The following is a 20,301-nucleotide window of genomic DNA, read 5'->3' on the forward strand; positions in this document are numbered from 1 at the left end:
CGTTTAAGCCAAAACAATATCGCCTGCGGGAATACAGCTACAACTGAGAATCGTTCCGTCTGCGCGCACTGCGCTCTGTTTCAGCGCTTTCACTTCGCCCGATACCAGCGTCACCTTGCAGCTACCACATATCCCGGCACGACACGAGTAGGGAATGCGAAAGCCCTGCATCTCCAGTTGTTCGAGTAGCACTTGCTGGTTGTCGCCGGTAAATTCACTGCCCTGATAGCCAATGATCACTTCTGCCTGTTGGCTGGCAGCCGGTTTGAGGGTTTCCACCACCGCGCCCGCTCCGTAAGCTCGCGGTGTCTGACGAGCCAAAACCGTCAGCTCATCGCCGACGCGGATCACGCCGCTGTTGCGGGCGATCAGATTCAGACCGAAATCGATATCTCCGCTGCCGTCCTGACCGCTGCGGAAACGTTGTAACGTGGCCAGGGGTTCACCTTCGGGATGTTTGCGCCCGCTTTCGGTACCCACGGTGGTGAATACACAGCGGCTGCAGGGCTTGGGCATATCAAAAACAATCTCGCCGATTTTAACTTGCTTCCAGCTGTCTTCATCCCATGCGGCTGCGCCGCTGACCACCAGGTTAGGGCGGAATTGCTCAACGCGAACGCTGGCCGGGCAACGCTGCTGCAGATCCTGCAGTGACGACATATTCACCAGCAGGAAGGGAAAACCATCCGCGAAACTCAGCGATACCTCATCAAATTTTTTCACCCGTCGCGTGGGAGCCACACCGGTCCAGCGCAATTGCACCGGACGCGGAAAGAATTCACTCAGCCAATCATTGATTTCGGCGGGCGCAATATGCGAGGTGAAATGATTCCCCCACACTTCAGTGGGTGACAATTGTGCCGTGAAATCGCTGAAGCGAATTAAGGCCTGGCTGCCATCCGGGGCATTTAAAAATAAGCCATCGGGTAACAGCGCAGGAGTAAAGCGCACCATGTCCGGATACTGTCGCGCAGTAATAAAAGTGCCGTCCAGTTCGGTCACCATGAAGATGCGATCAAACGCCAGACCACTCTCCAGCACCTGTGCATGAGACAGTTGCAAACCGCGCATCGATTTGACCGGATGAATATAGAGGCGAGAAAGCGTAATCATCGAAACTCCAACAGGACAAAAAGAAGCTAACTTTATGACATAGGACGCTGATTCGCTATAATGCGCAACAATTTTAGCAAGAGTAAAAAGTGACGATATGAATTCTCTGTTTGCCAGTACGGCGCGTGGGCTCGAAGAGCTGTTAAAAACTGAGCTGGACGCGCTGGGTGCGCAGGATTTGCAGGTGGTGCAGGGCGGCGTCCACTTCCGTGCCGATGACCGTGTGATGTACCAAAGCCTGCTGTGGAGCCGACTGGCTTCGCGTATTTTGCTGCCGCTGGGAGAATTTGGCGTCTGGAGCGATCTCGACCTGTATGTGGGCGCGCAGAGCATTCCCTGGACCGAGATGTTCGACAGCAGCACCAGCTTTGCAATTCACTTTAGCGGTACCAATGAGGTGATCCGCAACAGCCAGTTCGGTGCATTACGTATCAAAGATGCGATTGTTGACAGCTTTACGCGTCAGAATCTGGAGCGTCCAAGCGTGGATCGTGAACAGCCAGGCATCCGTATTAATGCGTGGCTGAATAAAGATCGCGTGAGCATCGCACTGGATCTGAGCGGCGATGCGCTGCATCAGCGTGGCTATCGTCAGCAAACCGGTCAGGCACCGCTGAAAGAGACGCTGGCGGCCGCGATAGTGATGCGTTCTGGTTGGCAGAGCACCACGCCATTGATCGATCCGATGTGCGGTTCTGGTACTTTACTGCTGGAAGCGGCGCTGATCGCTACCGATCGCGCGCCGGGCTTGCTGCGTACTCATTGGGGTTTCAATCGCTGGAAAAACCATAATCAGGCGGTGTGGCAGGAAGTACTGGCTGAGGCGAAAGAGCGTGCCCGTGTGGGGACGGCGGCCACAACCGCGCGCTTCTTCGGTTACGACAATGACAGCCGCGTGCTGGAATCTGCGCGAGCCAATGCGCGTCGTGCTGGCGTGTTCGAACTGTTCACTTTTGCCCAGCAGGATGTGATTAAGCTGAAGAACCCGCTGGCGGGCCAGGAGATCACCGGCACCGTGCTGAGCAACCCGCCTTACGGCGAACGTCTGGAAAGCGAACCGGCGTTGATTGCGTTGCACAGCCTGCTGGGACGCATTATGAAACAGCAGTTCGGCGGCTGGAATCTGTCTCTGTTTAGTGCGTCGCCGGAATTGCTAAGCTGCCTGCAACTGCGCGCCGACCGTCAGTTCAAAGCCAAAAATGGCCCACTGGAATGTGTGCAGAAAAACTATCAGCTGGCCGCGACCAGCGGTGAAGGCAGTGCGCAGATTGCCGAAGACTTTGCCAACCGTCTGCGTAAGAACATCAAGAAGCTGGAAAAGTGGGCGAAGCAGTCCAACATTGAATGCTATCGCTTGTATGATGCCGACTTGCCGGAATACAACGTCGCGGTAGACCGCTACGGCGACTGGGTGGTAATTCAGGAATATGCTCCACCCAAAACCGTGGATGCCAATAAAGCACGTCAGCGTCTGTTTGATGTGATCAGCGCGACGCTGAGCGTGCTGGAGATTCCGGCCAATCGACTGGTGATGAAAACCCGTGAGCGTCAGAAGGGTAAAAATCAGTATCAGAAGCTGGGAGAAAAGGGCGACTTCTTCGAAGTACAGGAGTTTGACGCGCGTCTGCTGGTGAATCTGACCGATTATCTTGACACCGGTTTGTTCCTGGATCACCGTCTGGCCCGCCAAATGCTGGGCAAAATGAGCGCGGGTAAAGACTTTCTTAACCTGTTTGCCTACACCGGCACCGCCAGCGTGCACGCCGGGCTAGGCGGTGCGAAAACCACCACCACCGTGGATATGTCTCGCACTTATCTGGAGTGGGCCGAGCGCAACCTGCGTCTTAATGGTCTGACCGGACGTCAGCATCGACTGATGCACGCCGATTGCCTTAGCTGGCTGCGTGACAGTGACGAACAATTTGATTTGATCTTCATCGATCCGCCGACTTTCTCGAATTCCAAACGAATGGAAGACGATTTTGACGTGCAGCGTGACCACATGATGCTGATGCAGAATCTGAAACGTCTGCTGCGTCGCGGTGGCACCATTATGTTCTCGAATAACAAGCGCGGTTTCAAAATGGACCTGGACGGTTTAGCCGCTCTGGGCTTACAGGCGCAGGAAATTACCCAAAAAACGTTGTCGCAAGATTTCTCACGCAACCGTCAAATTCACAACTGCTGGCTGGTTAGCCACGCCGGTAAGGAATAAGTTTTATGTCACTGATCAGTATCCATGGCGCTTACCTCTCATTCAGCGATGCGCCGCTGTTGGATAACACCGAACTGCACATCGAAGAGGGCGAACGCGTCTGTCTGGTGGGCCGTAACGGTGCCGGTAAATCCACATTAATGAAAATCATCAACGGCGAACAACCGCTGGATGATGGCCGCATTATTTACGAACAAGATTTGGTTGTGGCACGTCTGCAGCAGGATCCACCGCGCAACATTACCGGTTCAGTCTACGATTTCGTGGCGGAAGGCGTTGCAGAGCAGGCTGAGCATCTGAAAGCCTACCATGCGATTTCCCATCTGGTGATGGAAGATCCAAGCGAGAAAAACCTCAACGAGATGGGGCGTCTGCAAACCATTCTGGATCATCAGAATTTGTGGCAGCTCGATAGCCGTATCAATGACGTATTGCAGCAGATTGGTCTGGAAGCTGACACTGAGCTTTCCTCACTCTCCGGTGGCTGGCTGCGTAAAGCCGCGCTGGGCCGTGCGCTGGTGAGCAATCCACGTGTGCTGATGCTCGATGAACCGACTAACCACCTCGATATTGAAACTATCAACTGGCTGGAAACCTTCCTTAAGACCTTTACCGGCAGCATCGTGTTTATCTCGCACGACCGTTCGTTTATCCGCAATATGGCGACGCGTATTGTCGATCTCGACCGCGGTAAACTGGTTTCCTGGCCGGGCGATTACGATCAATTCCTGCTGGGTAAAGAAGAAGCACTGCGCGTCGAAGAGATGCAGAACGCGGAGTTTGACCGCAAGCTGGCGCAGGAAGAAGTCTGGATTCGCCAGGGCATCAAAGCGCGCCGTACCCGTAATGAAGGCCGCGTGCGCGCATTAAAAGCGCTGCGTCGTGAACGTTCAGAACGCCGTGATGTGATGGGCAAAGCCAACATGCAGGTCGGCGAAGCCGCTCGCTCAGGTAAGATTGTATTTGAGATGGAAAACGTCAATTACAGCGTGGATGGCAAAACGCTGGTGCGCGATTTCTCCACTCAGGTGCAGCGCGGCGATAAGATCGCCCTGATTGGCCCGAACGGCTGTGGTAAAACCACCTTACTGCGTCTGATGCTGGATGAGTTAAAAGCGGACAGTGGTCGCGTACACTGCGGGACTAAGCTGGAGATCGCGTACTTCGACCAGCACCGTGCTGAACTGGATCCGGATCGTACCGTGATGGATAACCTCGCGGAAGGTAAACAGGAAGTGATGGTCAACGGTAAGCCGCGCCATGTGCTGGGCTATCTGCAGGACTTCCTGTTCCATCCGAAGCGTGCGATGACTCCAGTGCGTGCGTTATCCGGTGGTGAGCGTAACCGCCTGCTGTTAGCGCGTTTGTTCCTGAAACCTAGCAACCTGTTGATTCTCGATGAACCGACCAACGACCTTGACGTGGAAACGCTGGAGCTGCTGGAAGAGCTGGTGGATGGTTATCAGGGCACCGTGATGCTGGTGAGCCACGATCGTCAATTCGTCGATAACACCGTGACCGAATGCTGGATCTTTGAAGGCAACGGTGAGATTGGTGCCTTTGTCGGCGGCTATCACGATGCGCAGTTACAGCGTAGCGCCTATAAGCAAACCAAGTCCGCTACGGTGAAAACCGCATCCGCTGCGCCCAAAGCGGCAGAGAAAAATCAGGAGCCAAAACGTAGCGCGAACAAACTCAGCTATAACCTGACGCGTGAACTGGAACAGCTGCCGCAAAAACTGGAGCAACTGGAAACACGTATCGGCGAACTGCAGGCGAAAATGAGCCATCCGGACTTTTTCAGCCAGCCGCACGACAAAACTCAACCGGTTCTGGATGCGTTAGCGCAGACGGAAAAAGAGCTGGAAGTGGCGTTTGAGCGCTGGGAAGAGTTGGAAGCGCTGAAAAACGGCGCGTAACACAGAGGAAGTCAGTATGTGTGCAACGGATCAGGCGCACCAGTGGATGCTCTGTCCACAGTGTGATTTAACCGTAAAATTGCCTGCCGTGCCGGTGGGCAGTCGCGCGCGCTGCCCACGTTGTCATACCACGCTGACCGCTAACTGGCATGAGCCGCGAAAACGTCCTACCGGGTACGCTTTCGCGGCACTGTTTATGCTGGTGCTGGCGAATCTATTTCCCTTTATCAATATGCATGTGGCCGGGCTGAGCAGCCAAATCTCGCTGCTCGAAATTCCCGCGGTGATGGATCGTGAAGATTACCGCAGCCTGGCGACACTGTTTCTGCTGTTTGTACAGGGGATTCCCGCGTTCTGCATGATCACCATTCTGCTGTTGGTGAATCGCGTGCGTATGCCGCACATTCTGCGCCTTGGGCTGGCGCGTATTTTATTCCAGCTGCGCAGTTGGGGCATGGCCGAGATCTTTATGGCAGGCGTGCTGGTGAGCTTTGTGAAGCTGATGGCCTACGGCGAAATTGGCCTTGGCAGCAGTTTCTGGCCGTGGTGTCTATTCTGTGTATTACAGCTGCGCGCATTTCAGTGTGTAGATCGGCGATGGGTGTGGCAGAGCATGGGTCCACTCCCGGCATTGCCGATGGTGCCGCAAGCCGGAATCAGTGGGTTGAAGCAGGGATTGCGCAGTTGTCCTTGCTGTACCGCTATCTTATCTGTCGGGCAGGCTGAGTGTCCTCGCTGTGGCGTGGTCGCTGCACCGCGACGTAAGCACAGCTTGCAGTGGACGCTGGCACTCTTGATCACCTCGGTGATGCTCTACATTCCCTCAAACATCATGCCGATTATGGTCACCGAGACGCTTGGCTCGCAGTATCCCTCGAACATTATGGCCGGGGTGATTCTGCTGTGGAGCGATGGATCCTGGCCAGTGGCGCTGGTGATCTTTATCGCCAGCATCATGGTGCCTTCACTCAAGATGCTGGCGATTGCCTGGCTTTGCTGGCACGCCAGTGGTCGTGGCCGGCGTGATGATGAGAAGATGCACGTGGTGTATGAGGTGGTGGAATTTGTTGGCCGTTGGTCAATGATTGATGTGTTTGTCATCGCTGTGTTATCCGCGCTGGTGCGGATGGGGCAGCTGATGAGTGTTTACCCTGCGCCAGGCGCGCTACTGTTTGCCATGGTGGTGATTCTTACCATGTTTGCAGCGATGACGTTTGATCCGCGCCTGATTTGGGATCGATTACGGGAAACTGAACGAAAGGAGCCGTGTCTTGACGGACAACCATCACGGGACTGCTAAGGTCGACCAGATTAAACGCTGGTCACCGGTCTGGATTGTACCCATCGTCACGCTATTCATTGGTGGCTGGATCTTATTTTATCATTTCAGCCATCAGGGCCCGGAGGTGACATTGATCACCGAAAGCGCTGAAGGTATTGAGGCCGGAAAAACCACCATTAAGAGCCGCAGTGTCAATGTTGGCGTGGTGGAAAGTGCGGTATTGACTGACGACCTGCACCATGTGGAGATCAAAGCACGCCTCAATTCTGGTATGGAAAAACTGTTGCATGGCGACAGCGTATTCTGGGTGGTGAAACCGCAGATCGGGCGAGAAGGGATTACCGGTCTTGGCACATTACTCTCGGGTGCCTATATTGAATTGCAGCCAGGTGCGAAGGGCGATCAACCTGAGCACTATCAACTGCTGGATGCACCACCTCTGGCACCGCCGGATGCCAAAGGCATTCGCATCACACTCGACAGTAAAAAGGCCGGACAGCTAAATGCGGGCGATCCGGTGCTGTTCCGTGGCTATCGCGTGGGTACGGTTGAATCCAGCACCTTTGATACCGATAAACGCATGATGACCTATCAACTGTTCATCGCCGCCCCTTACGATCGTCTGATCACGACCAATGTCCGTTTCTGGAAAGACAGCGGCATCGCCGTCGACATGTCTGCCTCCGGCATGCGGGTGGAAATGGGTTCACTGACTACGTTGTTTAGCGGTGGCGTAAGTTTTGATGTGCCAGATGGCGCGGAGCTGGGGCAGATCGCCGAGAATAAAGCGGAATACCATCTGTTTGACGATCAGCGCAGCATCCAGGATTCGTTGTATACCACCCACACCGATTTCCTGCTGTTCTTTACCGATTCGATTCGTGGCTTGCAGGTAGGCGCGCCGGTTGAGTTCCGCGGCATTCGTCTGGGGACTGTCTCGCAAGTGCCTTACACCATTCCAGGTGTTAATCAGGCGTTGAATAACGATTATCGTGTTCCGATATTGATTCGCATCGAACCGGATCGCTTTATCAGCCGTCTGGGCGGAGATTTCAACCTTGAGCAGCATCTGCAGGATGGCAAGAAGCGAGGTCTGCGCGCCACGCTGAAAACCGGTAACCTGTTGTCGGGTGCGCTGTACATCGATCTGGACTTCTATGACAACGCACCGGCGTATAAAGGTCCAAATGAGATTGCGGGACTGGAGGTGATTCCAACGGTCAGTGGTGGATTGAGTCAGATCCAGCAGAAGCTGACGGCAGCGCTGGATAAGATCAACGGTCTGCCATTAAATCCGATGATTACCGAAGCGACAGGCACCCTGAAAGAGAGCCAGCGTACGATGCAGCAGCTGCAGAAAACTCTGGATAACCTCAATCACATCACTGCCAGTCCGGCGATGAAAACGCTGCCAGAAGATATGCAGCAGACGCTGCGCGAGTTGAATCGTAGCATGAAAGGCTTGCAGCCGGGTTCACCGGCTTATAACAAACTGGTAGGAGACATGCAGCGACTTGACCAGGTGCTGCGCGAATTGCAACCGGTGCTGAAAACGCTCAATACCAAGAGCAATGCATTGGTGTTTGAAGCCAAACCGGGCCAGGATCCCCAGCCAAAGAGGGCGAAATAGTGAAAAAAGGGCTGATTATTGGTGCGATGCTGCTCCTGGCAGGTTGTAGCAGCACCATCGAAAACACCTATTATCAGCTGCCTGCGGGCAGCAACGTCGCGCGTGTAGACAGCGCATCCAGCGGCAACCTGCCAATGATTTGGGTCGAGCAAGTGTCGGTGCCGGACTTTATGGCAGGGAACGGTTTGGTGTATCAGACCAGCGATGTAAAGTATGTGATTGCTGCCAATAACTTGTGGGCCAGTCCGCTGGATCAACAACTACAACAGACATTGATCAGCAACCTCAGCAAAGCGCTGCCGGGCCGAATTGTTGCCAGTGCTCCGTTGGGTGAGAGCCACGATACTTTGACGGTGAATGTGACCGGTTTCCAGGGGCGCTATGATGGCCAGGTTGTGGTGAGCGGAGAATGGCTCCTGCAACATCAAGGGCGCTTAATCAAACATGGCTTTAATCTGACTCTGCCGCAAAACGAAGATGGCTATGATGCGCTGGTGCGTACTCTGGCTATCGGCTGGCAGCAAACGGCACAACAAATCGCAAAAAGTGTCATTTCGCTAAATTAAGATTTGTTCGATGCTTATGCTAAGTCTCTGATTTGCCGTTGTGTGACGGACATCAAATCAGGGGCTTTTTTTATCGTCTTATCAGCCAGATATACACGTAATTGACAATTATAGATGTCGTTTTAACGTCAAAATGATGACATTGGCGTGAATTTTGCGCATTGATCTTTCTTCTGCTTGGGGTTAGAACATTACTGTGGTTGAACATTATATCGCCACTCTTTCTTTCCACCCAGAATCCACCAGACCTGAAATGAGGGAATCGAGGCATGAAGAGACAGAAAAGAGACCGCCTGGAACGTGCACATTCACGAGGCTATCAAGCGGGTATTACTGGCCGCTCAAAAGAGATATGCCCCTATCAAATGATCGATGCGCGGTCTTACTGGTTGGGAGGTTGGCGTCAAGCCATGGAGGACAGGTCGGCGGTGGCCTAGCACTGTCGGATGTCCATAAATGAAGGAAGAAACCTCCGCTGAATGCGGAGGTTTTCGTTTGGGGAATTAGAAGGCAGAAGTGTCCTTAAACAGGCCTACTTTTAAATCTGTCGCGGTATAAATCAGATTACCGTCAACGAAGACTTCACCATCAGCCACGCCCATCACCAGCTTGCGGTTGATCACGCGCTTGAAGTGAATTTTATAAGTGACTTTCTTCGCGGTTGGCAGTACCTGACCGGTGAATTTCACTTCGCCCACACCCAGTGCGCGGCCTTTACCTTCAGCGCCTAACCAGCCGAGGTAGAAACCAACCAACTGCCACATGGCGTCAAGGCCGAGGCAGCCAGGCATGACCGGATCGCCTTTAAAGTGGCAATCGAAGAACCACAGGTCAGGGCGGATATCCAGTTCGGCTTCCACAAAACCTTTGTCAAATTTACCGCCGTCTTCGGTCATCATGACCACGCGGTCCATCATCAACATGTTATCAGAGGGAAGCGGCGGTCCATTTTCGCCAAACAGTTCGCCGCGACCTGAGGCAACCAGGTCTTCTTTGCTATAGGATTCGCGTTTATCTACCATGTTCTCAATATGCCTTCTTTTAGTGAAGCCCGAATATTAGCGAACAGTTGTACGCTGGGCAAATCAATCAGCTGTGGTTGAACCAGTTGAGCCAGCGGAATGGCCACGGACGATGACGAATTTCCTGCTGGTTCAACTGTGCAATACGTTCCTGAATGGTATTGAGCAGTGACTCGCCGCTCTCACTTTGCCATGCGATACCGGTTAATAAGGGTAGCGCTTCATCCACGCTTTCGATTGCCCAGATGTGGAATTGCTCTTGCTTCACCGCATCGACCACAGCTTCGCTTAGGCTCAAATGGCGCACATTGCTGGCTGGCAAAATAACGCCTTGTTTACCTGTCAGCTCGCGTGACTGGCAAATGTTGAAGAAGCCCTCGATTTTTTCATTCAGGCCGCCAACAGGCTGCACATTACCAAATTGGTCCACGGAACCCGTCACCGCAATATGCTGGCTTAGTGGCTGATTGGCCAGTGCGCTAATCAGCGCGCAGAGTTCGGCCAGTGAAGCGCTATCGCCATCCACTTCGGAATAGGACTGTTCAAACACTAACGAGGCTGAGAAGGGCAGCTGTTGCTCGAGTTCAAGTTCAGCGATCAGATAAGCTTGCATAATCATCATGCCTTTCGCATGAATATTACCGCCCAGCTCGGCTTTACGCTCAACGTCAGTGAATTCACCATCACCTGGATGAACAACACAGGTGATACGTGACGGCTCGCCCCACGGACGCGGATGACCTGGAAACTCCACCACCGAGAGACCGTTAATCTGTCCCACCACTTCACCTTCAGTTTCAATCATAATCTGATTGAGCAGAATTTCGTCACGCATGCGGTCAGCCAGGTAGCTTTCACGCCATTCGCGCGCTTCCAGTGCTTCTTTTAATGCTTCAGCATTGATGACGTCACCGTGCAGCGCGGTTTCCTGCAGCTGACGGCGTAACCAGCGCGGGCAGAGCGGCAGGGTTTCTTGATCACCCGTAAAACGAACCGCCTCATTGATCAAGAGCGGCCAGAAATCGGCTGCAGGCTGATCCAGACCGGCTTGTTCAGCTTGCGTGAGCGTCCACTGGCACCAGAAAGTCATGTCCTCTTCATCGGTGATCTGCAGGTTCTCTTCGAACTCGCTGTACAGTGCCATTTCATGCACTTCTGCATCCAATTCCTGGAAGCTGGCTAACGCATCACGATCGCCACAAAGTACCAGGCGCAGTTGCAGCGGCAGGGAAGGGATGGCCACGGGCAACGGTTGGCGTTCGTCCTGCGAATACCAGTCAAAGCGGCCTTGCTCGATGCACTTACGCAGACGCAGCCATAGCAGTGGCTGAGCCAGTAGCGTATTCACGGAAAGGATTAAAGTGCCGCCATTGGCTTGATGAATCAACCCCGGCTCGGGCTGAATACGATCTTTGTACTGACGCACACAACCAAACAGTTGTTCTGCTTCAATCCAGTCGGCAAAGTGAACACCGCCCTGACTGGTGAATGGCCGGTTAGCATCGCTGGGCGGCATCAGGCTGACCGTGTCACCCATGACATGATAGTCACCGCCATACAGCGCGATCTCTTCGGGCTGGAAGCGCTGTGCGGCTTCGGCGATGCACGCGAGGTAATCGCTGTTTTCCTGACTGCGTAATAGCAACAGAGGAAAACCTAAGGTTTGATGATGCAAATGCGCCAGCGCATTCAGCAGACGCGGCTGAACCGCGGCAAGACTATCGCTATCTTCCAGTGAGACGTTTGAGAAAATGGATTGGTAGCGGATGCTATCCGGCTGCAGGGCTTGCCACGTAATTTGAGTGCTGGTCAAAATATTCGCATTAGTCAGATTTAGGAAAAGCGCGATTATACAGGAATCAACCTTGTTAAGCACTGCGGAGTTCCAGCCCGAAATGTGATGACCGCTACATGTTTTTCCTTGCTGCATCCGGGAAAAAAGCTGTTATTCTTAGTTTGTTACGTGATCACGATGAGATTCCGATGAAATACCAGCAACTCGAAAATCTTGAAAGTGGATGGAAGTGGAAATACCTGGTGAAAAAGCATCGGGAGGGTGAATTGATCACCCGTCATCTTGAGCTTAGCGCCGCGCAGGCTGCAGTGGATGCCTTACTGGCGATGGAAAATAGTCCAGTAGAGGTAGCGGAATGGATAGCTCAGCACATTCACCCCGATCTCGAGAACCGTCTGAAGCAGACTATTCGTGCGCGCCGTAAGCGGCACTTTAATGCGGAACATCAGCATACGCGTAAGAAGTCGATCGATCTGGAATATCTGGTGTGGCAGCGTCTGGCAGGATTGGCGCAGCGTCGCAGTAATACGCTATCAGAAACCATTGTGCAGTTAATTGAAGATGCCGAGCGCAAAGAGAAGTATGCCAGCCAGATGTCAACGCTTAAGCAGGATCTTCAGGCGATTCTGGGTAAAGGCGGATCAGAGAACGAATAGCGCTGATGTGTGCACTATGATGGTGTTGTTAGCCAGTTGAAAAGAGATAAAAAAAACCCCGCAAGAGCGGGGTTTTTTATTGCGTGATAACTTAAGCCTGTGGCTGAGTTACAACGTCTTTGATACCTTTCACGTCGATTTCAACGCGACGGTCTGGCGCCAGGCAGTCGATCAGGGCATTACGGCCTTTCACGCTGTCACAGGTGTTGCCAGTCACTGGGTTAGATTTGCCCATACCGCGTGCAGAGATCTTGTTAGAAGGGATACCTTTAGAGACCAGGTAATCAACTACAGACTGAGCGCGTTTTTCAGACAGTTTCTGGTTGTACTGCTCTGAACCGATACGGTCAGTGAAGCCCAGTACTACAACAGAACCGTCTTTAGGATCCATTGAGCTCAGCTGGCTGTACAGCTGATCCAGAGCCTGCTGGCCTTCTGGTTTCAGAGTCGCTTTGTTGAAGTTGAACAGTACGTCAGACTTCAGAGTGAAACGCTTGGTTTCAACAACTGGCGCTGGAGCAGGTGCTGGAGCAACAACTGGTGCTGCTGCTTCATCCTGACCGAAACGGTAAGAAACGCCGACGCTCAGCATGCTGTTGTCTGGACGCGCACCAACGGTACCTGCGTCACCGATGTTGTTAACCCACTGGTAGTCCAGGCGAGTTGCCCAGTTTTTGGTCAGTGCGTATTCAACACCAACAGCAGCCAGCGGAGAAACGCCGGTGTCGTGGTTGCTGATACGGTCGCCAGTGTTCAGGTTGGCTTGCTTAGAGTCTGCACGCCATACCATGCCGCCCAGACGGGTGTACACATCAAAGTCTTCAGTGATTGGGTAGCTCAGTTTAGCTGCCAGCTGAACGCCTTGTGCTTTGAATGCGCCGTTAACTTGGTCGCCTTTGTTAGGCATGCGGCCTAACCAGTCGTAGCCCAGCTCGAAGCCCAGGTATGGGTTAGCCTGGTAGCCCAGGAATGCACCAGCACCAAGCTGAGATTCGTGAGTTGGACCGTCGTTGTTCGCGTAACCGTTACCGTAGTAACCAGTATCGTGATACTGAGACCAGCCCAGTTTAGCACCGGTATACCAGGTGTTATCTTTAGGAGCGGCCTGCGCTACGGTAGCGAAGCCAGCCAGTGCCACTGCAATTGCGATAGCTGTCTTTTTCATTTTTGCGCCTCGTTATCATCCAAATAGGCAATGAGCAAAAAGGTTGCTCTTTGTGTTAATCCTTCGCCGGGTCTAAACGCTCGCTTTTGACTCTACCGAAAAAACGGAGGTTATTGAGCACCCTGGCGAGATAAAGTCTACAACGAGATTGGAAAGTTACAAGTATGATGTGAGGCCAGCCAGCAAAAAAACAGGGATTTATACACACATTTTAACAAATCACATGGCAAAATCTTCGCCAGCGAATTGAGAAAATGCGGCTAAACCATTGTCAAAGCTGGCGGGAAAAGAATCAGTGGCTTAGCAGCATCCTTAAGAAAAAAAAGCGTGAGAAAATTCCTGGTTTTACTTAATGAAACAAATCCGACGGAATTTTTGGCGTATTTGGTTGTCTGGACAAGACGCGATCGTGACCTTGCGGACGCATAATTAAACCCAGTGCTTCACCTTCTGCCGCTGCCATTTCGAGTTCAAACCGCTCTTCATCATTCAATTCGTACGGAATCCAGGCCAAAACCACACTATAATTTCCCGTGCGCAGAGCCTTCACCATACTTTCCACTGTCGTGAGTCGTTCAGATTCGGTGATATGCATACTTTTCTCAAGCGGTAATCCTGACTGCTGCATCCAGTTACGATTCAGCTTATGCGCAGGTGTTAACCACAGCTGCCAGCGGGACTGTTCGCTGAGTTGCTTTAACACCGGCAACAGCAGTAACTGCATCATGCCAGGTTGTTCGCTGTAACGTAGTTCAGTAATTCCACCCAGAGAAGGCTGCGTCAGGCTTGAAGAAGCAAAACGTTGAGAACGATCAGCAAGGCCAGAGAATTGAGTACGCATGTTTTAATCACTCAGTAATGAACTGTATGGATGTACAGTAATGTCTTCCTGGATAAAGATCAACCTCAATTTCTGAAAACACCTCGCAAATTGTGCACATCGCACACAGCAAATGCTTTTATTCATTGAACAGCTAATGGGTTTTTTCTATCTTCTAACCAGATGAAAACCCAGGATTTTAAGGAATTTTCTCGAATGAGAATTCACGGAAAGGAGCTGTAATGAAAACCAACAATCCACTCGTTAAACAATCCAAAACACAGCTGGCGCCGCTGGGAAAGATCGAATCCCGAACGCAATTTGGTGGCTATGCTCTGACAGTAGAAAAGGTCATTTTTGCGTATATCAATGAAGACGCGCTTTACCTGCGTGCCAGTGAGGCATTGCAGACTTACCACACCCAACGTGCTCTTGAACCGCTGGTCTATCGCAAACGCGGCATACCAGTGCAACTGAATTACTTCAAGGTGGATGCGAAGCTTTGGCAGGATCCTGAGCAACTCTTGCGGTTGTCGGCCAGTGCGCTGCACGCAGCACAGCATGAGTTAGCAAACCGGACAGTGACCTTACGGCTAAAGGATCTGCCTAACCTTAGCCTGCGCATGGAGATGATGCTGCATAAAGTTGGCATCAGTTCAGTGAAAGTGCTGCATGAAATGGGATCGCGCCAGAGCTGGCTCAAACTGCGTGCCGTTAACAAACATATCGGGCTGAAAACGTTAATGGCATTGGAAGGGGCGATTTCCGGACATCACCAGGCCGCATTGCCTGCAGCGATTAGAGATGAGCTCTACGCGTGGTATGTCAAAACGCTCCACCCCAAAAATGCGGTGGAGCAACGTTAAATTAATGACTGGATAATGTGCGGCGCAGGCGGGCAATTTCTGGCAGCAGGGCAATCAGTAAACCCAACTGCTGCATCACCAGCGGCGCCTGCACGTCCGAACTGTTTTTGATATCACTTAACTGCTGCATCACCTGCTGCTGCATGGCTACTGCCTGCTTGTCGTTAACGCGTTCAATCTGCAGCACATCTTCAACAAAACACACTGCATCGTCTAAAACTTTGAGCAATGCGGGATCAGAAAGCCGTTCGCGATGTGCGCCCAGCGCTGAGATGTAGCTCAGGAAAGAGTGATTCAGACACAGTAACCGGAACGCGTTTTCACGCAGCGGTTGCTGAAGCTTAAGTTCGCTACTCATGTTCGAGACCACCGATGCTAATTCCGCATCGGCATTGTGAGCATCACGACGCGCCACACGATAAGCCAGACGGTTATCTTTACCCTGATGATATTGCTCAAGGATGGCATCGAGATAACGACAATTGGCATTCAGCGTACGCTCCGCCACGGCGCTAATTTTGCGAAAACGCCAATCGGGCCAGACAAATGCCACTGCCAGCCAGGCCAGACCGCAACCCAACAGGGTGTCAACAATGCGCGGCAACGCCACCTCAAATCCTTCGCCCAGCAGGTTAAAGCAGAGCAGTACCAGCAAGGTGATGAATAGTGTGGCTTGCGCATACTGAATCTGACGAAAGGCAAAAAACAGTACGCCACTGAGCACGATGAGAATCAGTTGCCCTTCAATAGAGGGCACTAACCATAGTACCGGTAAGCCAATAGCGATGCCCGCTAGTGTTCCACCAATACGTAAGGCAAGCCGGCGGCGCGTGGCATTGTAGTTAGGCTGGCAGACAAACAGGCTGGTGAGCAAAATCCAGTAGCCGCGATGAAGACCGGTAATCTGAATAAAAGCGTAGCCAACGCAAAGCACGAGGGACATGCGAACAGCATGGCGGAATAATGCCGAACCTGGAGTCAGATGACGGCTTAGCCGTAACCGGATATCCGCCCATCCACTCAGCCCTTCACGCGAAAGATGGTTATCGGCTGAGGAAGGCGGTTCTGCCAGCGCTTGTTCAGACTCAATCGAGGCCAGTTGCGCATCAATCGCACGCAAATTTCGCAGCAGCCAAAATAGCGCGCGGATGTGCGAATCCTGCGGGTCATTCTGTTGTAATCGTTCCAAAGCCGTTTCCAGCCGGGAGAAGGTGCGCTCAAAACTGCTGTCATGGTGCCATGCCTGGCGTAGCAGGATGCTCTCAGCCAGCTTGCGACAGGCTTGAGCTTGCATATTCAACAGGCGCTGGAAGCGAAACAGCACTTCGTTATAGCGCCAGTTATCGCGCAGCAGGTGATATTGCAGATGGGATGAGCTGGCGCGTTCATGAATATCCTGCGCAACGAAATAGTAGTGCAAACTGCGACGTGTGCTGCGCGATCCACGGTCGCCGCGCAAGCGACTCTGAATGGTGGTTTTCGTCTGATTAAGTTGCGCCACCAACTGGCTGTTCACCATCGCCGTGGCAATGGTACTGGCATCATCCTGTTCACCTGCATCTGGATCGAACAGATTTGCCTTGGCTTCCAGATAACTCGCCAACTGAGAAAAGCTGGCCGCCAGTTGCTCCTGTACCGGCCGTACCGGGAAAATCAAATGTCCGATAAATGTCAGCAGGTTGTACCACAGCGCACCAATCAATAGCAGGGCGGGCTGCATCCACCATTGAGGGAATAAGCCAATTCCCAACATGGTATAAACCGCAATGAGCAGCGCACCAAAAGCGATAGTGGCATAGCGCTGCCCCAAAGCGCCAAGCAAAATGAAGCCCCAACTCGAGAGCGCCAAACCGATGGCAAAGGCCCACGGATAGGGAAACAGCAACTCAACCGATACCGAAGCGATGCAGAAGCAGACCAGCGTAATCATCAGATTGCGCAGGCGACCAGTCCATCGGTCATCCAGATCGGCCAGCGCGGCCGCCACCACGCCGAGCGTCAAAGGAATGGTCCACTCTATTTGCTGCAGCCACCACGGAACGGCGGCACACCCTGCCAGCGCGAAGAAAATGCGCAATAAATAACGCAGGCTGCTATTGAACAGATAACGTCGCCATCCCGGCATCGCGTTCAGAAGCATCAATTGTCCGCCTTAGTATCGACGACGCGCATTCGCTTCACGCGCGGCCTGAGCCTCTTCCACCGAGACCACACGGCGGCCTACGGGCCAAAGTGCGATAGCGGCAATTTTAAAGTTAGCGATACCGACGGGGATACCGATGATGGTCAGGCATTGGATGATGCCAGCAGAAATATGCATCAGACACAGCCACCAGCCGAAAAACACCAGCCAGAAAATGTTGAGGAAGGTTCCGCCAGCATTCAGTACATGGCTTTTACTGTCAGGTCGCAGCACATCGACATGCACCGCTTCATTACCAAAGGGCAGAAGTGAAAGTTTAGTGATTTCCCAGCAAGATCGCGTTAAAGGCAGGGTAAAGATAAGCACAATGCTGACAAGCGTGGCAAACAGCCAGCTTAGCGTGGTGAACACGCCACCCAAAACGAAGTTAAGAATATTCAATACGGTGCGCATAACACGATTTTCCTTTTGCAATCCGCAATATGTGTCGCCCAGTTTAGCCTGTTTTAAGGCTGGAGCGCCAAGAGTCTGACAGGTAAACTGCGCGATAATCGAATTCCACAAGACGGTGCGGACATGGAACTGAAAGCAACATCAATGGGCAAACGTCTGGCTCAGCATCCCTATAATCGGGTGCGTCTGCTGGCCGCTGGCGTGGAAGTCAGTGGCGATCGTCACGAATATCTTATCCCGTTCAATCAATTAATCAGCATTGCCTGTAAACGCGGCATGGTTTGGGGAGAGCTGGAATTTCACTTGCCAGAAGATAAGGTTGTACGCCTGCACGGCACGGAATGGCAGGAGACGCAGCGTTTTTTCCATTACTTGCAGCATGCCTGGCAGCAGTGGAGCCAGGAAATGAGCGAAGTCAGTGCACAAGTCCTGATGGCTTTGGAACAGGAGATTATCGCCTTCACGCAACAGGATCGCTGGTTAAAGCGTAGCGAACTGGCTACGGTAAAGGAGAGCATTCAACGCCAATTTTCCGCCTTACCGCTGCCACTTTCGCGCCTGAATGAGTTTGATAATTGCCGTGCGCGCTGGCAGTTTTGCCAGCAGTGGTTAGAACAAGGTGAAACCGCCATTCGCCAGCGCAACCGTGAATGGACGACGAAGGTCATCAAGGACTACCACGAATTTTTCTCCACTGTCGAAACTACACCGCTTAATGCTTCCCAGTGCGAAGCGGTGGTCAACGGTGAAGACGCCTTACTGGTGCTGGCCGGTGCGGGAAGTGGTAAAACCTCGGTGCTGGTGGCACGTGCCGGTTGGTTGCTGAAACGCAAGCTGTCACAGCCGGAGCAGATTCTGCTGCTGGCATTTGGTCGCCAGGCGGCCGAAGAGATGAACGATCGTATTCAGCAACGCTTAGGTGAGAGTGCGATTCAGGCGCGAACGTTTCACGCGCTGGCATTGCACATCATCCGCGAAGGCAGCAATAAGCAGCCGGTGATCAGCAAGCTTGAAAGTGACAGCAAGGCGCGGCGGCAACTGCTGATCGACACCTGGCGCGAACAGTGCAACAGTAAAAAAGCGCAGGCGAGCGGTTGGCGTCAATGGTTGCAGGAGGAACTGGAGTGGGAGGTCGCTGAAGGCCCATTCTGGCAGGATGACAAGTTGGCGCAACGGCTGGCCTCACGCATGGAGCGCTGGCTGGGACTGATGCGCATGCACGGCGGTGCGCAGGCGGCGATGATTGCCGATGTACCAGAAGATTTCCGCGATAATTTCAGTAAACGCGTCAAACTGATGGCGCCGCTATTAAAAGCCTGGAAAAGTGCGTTGAAAGAGGAGGGGGCAGTCGATTTCTCCGGACTGATCCATCAGGCGATTGCCATTCTCGAAAAAGGGCGCTTTATCAGTCCGTGGAAGCATATTCTCGTGGATGAGTTTCAGGATATCTCGCCACAGCGTGCCGCTTTATTGACTGCGTTACGTCAGCAGAATAAGCGCACCAGTTTGTTCGCAGTGGGCGATGACTGGCAGGCAATATACCGTTTCAGCGGCGCCGAGATGAGTCTGACCACGGCTTTCCACCACTACTTTGGTGACGGCGATCGCTGTGTGCTGGACACCACCTATCGTTTCAACGATCGCATCGGTGAGATTGCCAACCGCTTTGTGCAGCAGAATCCACATCAGCTGCGCAAGCCGCTCAACAGTCTGAGCAAGGGGAATAAGAAGTCAGTCACGCTGCTGCCGCAGGAGCAACTGGAACCGTTGCTGGATAAATTAAGTGGCTATGCGAAACCGGAAGAGCGTGTGCTGTTGCTGGCGCGCTATCACCATTTGCGTCCTGCCATCCTCGATAAAGCCAAAACGCGCTGGCCGAAATTGCAGATCGATTTTATGACCATTCATGCCAGCAAAGGGCAGCAGGCAGATTTTGTCATTATGCTGGGCCTGCATGAGGGGCGTGATGGCTTCCCCGCTGAGGCGCGTGAATCGATTATGGAAGAGGGGTTATTACCCCAGCCGGAAGATTTCCCTGACGCTGAAGAGCGACGGTTGGCCTATGTGGCGATTACCCGCGCACGTCAGCAAGTGTGGATGCTGTTTGATAAAGATCGGCCTTCCGTTTTTGTCGAACACTTCCGCGAATTGGGCGTGCCGCAAAGTCGAAAGGCCTGAACATTACGCTTTCAGGCGGTCGGCAAGATAGCGCTGATAATCGGGGATTTGGATCTCAAACTGCTGGGCAAACATCGGTGCCTGAATAATGAAATCCGCGGTGGCGCGATTGGTCGCCACCGGGATATTCCACACGGTGGCCAGACGTAACAGGGCTTTGACATCGGGATCGTGCGGCACCGCATTTAACGGATCCCAAAAGAAGAACAGCACATCGATTTTCCCTTCGGAGATCAAAGCACCCACTTGCTGATCGCCACCCATCGGGCCGCTTAGCATGGCGTTGACGTCTAAACCGGTGTGGCGATTAATCAGATTACCTGTGGTGCCGGTGGCATAGAGCACATGCGGTTGCAGCGCGCTCTGGTTGGCTTTAACCCACTCCAGTAGCGTCGCTTTACAGTGATCGTGGGCAACGAGGGCAATGTGTTTCTGAACGTTAAGGGTACGAACGGTCTGCTCCATAGGGCTTCCTGTT

At 52.9% G+C, this 20,301-nt stretch carries 17 protein-coding genes; 9 read left to right on the plus strand and 8 right to left on the minus strand.

Annotated features, from left to right (window positions below; all coding sequences use genetic code 11):
* Positions 1-3 precede the first annotated feature (3 nt).
* A complete protein-coding gene (locus AC6I8L_RS06915; RefSeq protein WP_058959667.1) occupies positions 4-1,113 on the minus strand; it encodes a YcbX family protein in 1,110 nt (369 codons plus the stop codon).
* Between the two features lie 97 nt (positions 1,114-1,210).
* Here AC6I8L_RS06915 and rlmKL point away from each other — a divergent pair, with 97 nt between their 5' ends.
* The 6 genes from rlmKL (at position 1,211) to rmf (ending at position 9,162) form a co-directional block, all read left to right on the plus strand.
* Positions 1,211-3,328 (plus strand): bifunctional 23S rRNA (guanine(2069)-N(7))-methyltransferase RlmK/23S rRNA (guanine(2445)-N(2))-methyltransferase RlmL, encoded by a 2,118-nt coding sequence (gene rlmKL / locus AC6I8L_RS06920; RefSeq protein ID WP_058959666.1) that lies wholly within the window; start codon positions 1,211-1,213, stop codon positions 3,326-3,328.
* Positions 3,329-3,333: 5 nt separating this feature from the next.
* The gene (locus AC6I8L_RS06925) at positions 3,334-5,247 is read left to right on the plus strand and encodes an ABC transporter ATP-binding protein (RefSeq protein WP_034820460.1); all 1,914 of its coding nucleotides are present in this window, start codon (positions 3,334-3,336) and stop codon (positions 5,245-5,247) included.
* A gap of 16 nt (positions 5,248-5,263) precedes the next feature.
* Positions 5,264-6,547 carry a membrane integrity-associated transporter subunit PqiA gene (gene pqiA, locus AC6I8L_RS06930; RefSeq protein WP_058959665.1) on the plus strand — a complete coding sequence of 428 codons (1,284 nt, stop codon included), beginning with the start codon at positions 5,264-5,266 and terminating at the stop codon, positions 6,545-6,547.
* Positions 6,519-8,159 (plus strand): intermembrane transport protein PqiB, encoded by a 1,641-nt coding sequence (gene pqiB / locus AC6I8L_RS06935; protein WP_058959664.1) that lies wholly within the window; start codon positions 6,519-6,521, stop codon positions 8,157-8,159. Before pqiA ends, pqiB begins: the two co-directional genes overlap by 29 nt.
* Positions 8,159-8,725, plus strand: coding sequence for a membrane integrity-associated transporter subunit PqiC (pqiC, locus tag AC6I8L_RS06940; RefSeq protein ID WP_058959663.1), 567 nt, complete (start codon positions 8,159-8,161; stop codon positions 8,723-8,725). The genes pqiB and pqiC overlap by 1 nt, the downstream gene beginning before the upstream one ends.
* 269 nt (positions 8,726-8,994) lie before the next feature.
* Positions 8,995-9,162, plus strand: a complete 168-nt coding sequence (gene rmf, locus AC6I8L_RS06945; protein ID WP_007887362.1) for a ribosome modulation factor — start codon at positions 8,995-8,997, stop codon at positions 9,160-9,162.
* Positions 9,163-9,228: 66 nt separating this feature from the next.
* Here the strand turns inward: rmf and fabA are convergent, their stop codons facing one another.
* Positions 9,229-9,747, minus strand: coding sequence for a bifunctional 3-hydroxydecanoyl-ACP dehydratase/trans-2-decenoyl-ACP isomerase (fabA, locus tag AC6I8L_RS06950; protein ID WP_034820448.1), 519 nt, complete (start codon positions 9,745-9,747; stop codon positions 9,229-9,231).
* 67 nt (positions 9,748-9,814) lie between these two features.
* Positions 9,815-11,677 (minus strand): AAA family ATPase, encoded by a 1,863-nt coding sequence (locus AC6I8L_RS06955; RefSeq protein WP_045831668.1) that lies wholly within the window; start codon positions 11,675-11,677, stop codon positions 9,815-9,817.
* Between the two features lie 53 nt (positions 11,678-11,730).
* On the opposite strand from AC6I8L_RS06955, the gene matP reads away from it, so the two are divergent.
* The gene (matP, locus tag AC6I8L_RS06960; protein ID WP_141399037.1) at positions 11,731-12,198 is read left to right on the plus strand and encodes a macrodomain Ter protein MatP; all 468 of its coding nucleotides are present in this window, start codon (positions 11,731-11,733) and stop codon (positions 12,196-12,198) included.
* A 91-nt stretch (positions 12,199-12,289) separates the two neighbouring features.
* Here matP and ompA read toward each other — a convergent pair whose 3' ends face one another.
* Both ompA and sulA read right to left on the minus strand, forming a co-directional pair.
* The gene (gene ompA / locus AC6I8L_RS06965; protein WP_058959662.1) at positions 12,290-13,363 is read right to left on the minus strand and encodes a porin OmpA; all 1,074 of its coding nucleotides are present in this window, start codon (positions 13,361-13,363) and stop codon (positions 12,290-12,292) included.
* Between the two features lie 349 nt (positions 13,364-13,712).
* Positions 13,713-14,204, minus strand: coding sequence for an SOS-induced cell division inhibitor SulA (gene sulA / locus AC6I8L_RS06970; RefSeq protein ID WP_034820439.1), 492 nt, complete (start codon positions 14,202-14,204; stop codon positions 13,713-13,715).
* A gap of 221 nt (positions 14,205-14,425) precedes the next feature.
* Here sulA and AC6I8L_RS06975 point away from each other — a divergent pair, with 221 nt between their 5' ends.
* A complete protein-coding gene (locus tag AC6I8L_RS06975; protein WP_038647753.1) occupies positions 14,426-15,049 on the plus strand; it encodes a TfoX/Sxy family DNA transformation protein in 624 nt (207 codons plus the stop codon).
* Position 15,050: 1 nt separating this feature from the next.
* On the opposite strand, the gene yccS is transcribed toward AC6I8L_RS06975, so the two are convergent.
* Entirely contained in the window at positions 15,051-17,189 is a 2,139-nt protein-coding gene (gene yccS / locus AC6I8L_RS06980; RefSeq protein WP_058959661.1) for a YccS family putative transporter, read from the minus strand.
* A gap of 12 nt (positions 17,190-17,201) precedes the next feature.
* Positions 17,202-17,645 carry a YccF domain-containing protein gene (locus AC6I8L_RS06985; RefSeq protein ID WP_034820431.1) on the minus strand — a complete coding sequence of 148 codons (444 nt, stop codon included), beginning with the start codon at positions 17,643-17,645 and terminating at the stop codon, positions 17,202-17,204.
* Positions 17,646-17,768: 123 nt separating this feature from the next.
* Here AC6I8L_RS06985 and helD point away from each other — a divergent pair, with 123 nt between their 5' ends.
* The gene (helD, locus tag AC6I8L_RS06990; RefSeq protein WP_058959660.1) at positions 17,769-19,823 is read left to right on the plus strand and encodes a DNA helicase IV; all 2,055 of its coding nucleotides are present in this window, start codon (positions 17,769-17,771) and stop codon (positions 19,821-19,823) included.
* Positions 19,824-19,826: 3 nt separating this feature from the next.
* Here the strand turns inward: helD and AC6I8L_RS06995 are convergent, their stop codons facing one another.
* Positions 19,827-20,288 (minus strand): methylglyoxal synthase, encoded by a 462-nt coding sequence (locus AC6I8L_RS06995; protein WP_034820416.1) that lies wholly within the window; start codon positions 20,286-20,288, stop codon positions 19,827-19,829.
* Between the last annotated feature and the right edge of the window lie 13 nt (positions 20,289-20,301).

It is taken from the genome of Type-E symbiont of Plautia stali (assembly GCF_059731115.1).